This window comes from Streptomyces sp. AC555_RSS877 (assembly GCF_019049245.1).
Classification (GTDB): domain Bacteria; phylum Actinomycetota; class Actinomycetes; order Streptomycetales; family Streptomycetaceae; genus Streptomyces.
In genome coordinates this window covers 1-1703 of the sequence record NZ_JAGMUK010000126.1, presented here as the reverse complement: position 1 = coordinate 1703, position 1703 = coordinate 1, and the positions used below count along the sequence as shown (strand labels likewise).

The window sequence follows — 1703 nt, the reverse complement described above, 5'->3', positions numbered from 1 at the left end:
TCGGTGAGTTGCCTGCGCGTCACGACCGACTTTCTACCCGACTCCACCCGTCGAACGGATCGGATCGGAAAGATGATCACGACATCACACAGGCCCTAATAGCTGTCGTAGCTGGGCTTACCGCCTGGCCGGTAGACGCCGAGGATGGTGCCGCCCTTCGTCGTCGAGACGCTGACCGGCTCCAGCGCAGTGGGGATCGCTCCGTCGGCGAACAGCCGCTTGCCGGTACCGATGATCACCGGATGGATGGTCAGCCGGTACTCGTCGACGAGGCCGTGCTGCATGAGGGTCTGGGCGAGGTCGCCGCTGCCGACGACGTTGATGTTGCCGCCGTCGGACGCCTTCAGCTCGCGTACGGCATCGACGGTGCCGCCCTCCAACAGCGTGGAGTTCTGCCACTCGACGGACGCCAGGGTCCGAGACGCCACGTACTTGTGCATGCTGTTCATCCGATGGGTGAACGGGTTGTCGGGATCGGCGGTCGGCCAGTACGACGCGAAGATCTCGTACGTCTTGCGGCCGAGCAGCATCGCGTCGGCGTGCTCGTACCAACCGGCGATGGCCGCGCCGACCTCGTCGTCGGCCACCGGTTTCTGCCAGCCGCCGTGCTCGAAGCCGCTCTCAGCGTCCTCGTCCGGACCGCCCGGGGCCTGCATGACGCCGTCCAGCGTCAGGAACGTGCAAATGATGATCTTGCGCATGGTGCGCTCCCTTCGTCGACGGGTAGACCGCACAACCGCCGAGAACTCATCGGCAAAACCTGCGGGGCGCCGGGCTGCAGGGACTGGCTGCCGGTTTCTTCTTCTCAGCGCAGTTGCTCGGCCAGTCCGACGATGATGCCCTCCGGGCCGCGGACATAGCAGAGCAGATAGCTGTCCTCGAACCGGGCGATCTCGCCGACGAGTTCGGCGCCGTGAGGGCGCAGGCGGGCAACGGTGTCCTCGATGTCGTCGACGGCGAACATGACGCGGTGCGTGCCCACAATGTTGTGCGGCCGGTTGCGCGGCCCGGCGCTGATCACCGCGGGGCTGCGGTACTTCGCCAGCTCCAGCCGGCTGTGACCGTCCGGGGTCCGAACCATCGCGATGTCACAGCGCACCCCGTCGAGCCCGGTGCACTGGTCGGCGACCAGGCCCTCGACCTGCGCCCTGCCCTCCAGCTCCAGACCCAGTTCCACGAAGAACGCGATGGCGGCATCCAGGTCCTCGACGACGATGCCGACGTTGTCCATCCGCTGAATCGCCATGCTCGTTTCCCCCTCTTCCTCGTGCGGCCGGTGGCGGCCGCTGATGTCCCTGGGACGGAGCCGGTGGCACGTTCTCGACATCCTCAGACCGCCGAACTCCGAAAAATCTGGGATCGCGCCTCAGCACCGCTCCAGCAGTCCCGCGAGCCAGACGCCACCACCGAAGGTGAGTGCGGCGCAGGTGGCCGCTCCTATGAGGCCTGCCGTCAATTCGCCAGCGATCCCTGGCTGCCGCCTACAAGTCGAACTCGAGGTGCTCGATGTCGGTGAAGCGGACCTCTTCCAGGCTGCCGGCGCGGCGGCCGCTGTCCTGGAAGTACACCTCCTTGAGTCCTTCGGCGGCGATCTCCTGCAGGTGTTGGTCGGACGCGCCCTGCTGCTGGGCGTCGAAGAGGCGGGCGGCGTACTGGGGCGGCAGGGCGACGGTCAGGTGCCGGATGCGGGCGTCGTCGGTGGA

The 1703-nt window shown here is 67.1% G+C and carries 2 protein-coding genes and 1 pseudogene; all 3 read right to left on the bottom strand.

Translation table 11 applies throughout. The annotated features are described in order from the left end of the window. Positions 1-95: 95 nt before the first annotated feature. Complete coding sequence (locus KUM49_RS37070; protein WP_217241370.1) at positions 96-701, bottom strand: dihydrofolate reductase family protein; 606 nt, start codon at positions 699-701, stop codon at positions 96-98. A gap of 104 nt (positions 702-805) precedes the next feature. Further along, positions 806-1246 (bottom strand): VOC family protein, encoded by a 441-nt coding sequence (locus tag KUM49_RS37065; protein ID WP_217241369.1) that lies wholly within the window; start codon positions 1244-1246, stop codon positions 806-808. A 235-nt stretch (positions 1247-1481) separates the two neighbouring features. Next, positions 1482-1703: pseudogene (locus tag KUM49_RS37060) on the bottom strand (XRE family transcriptional regulator); the annotation flags it as partial.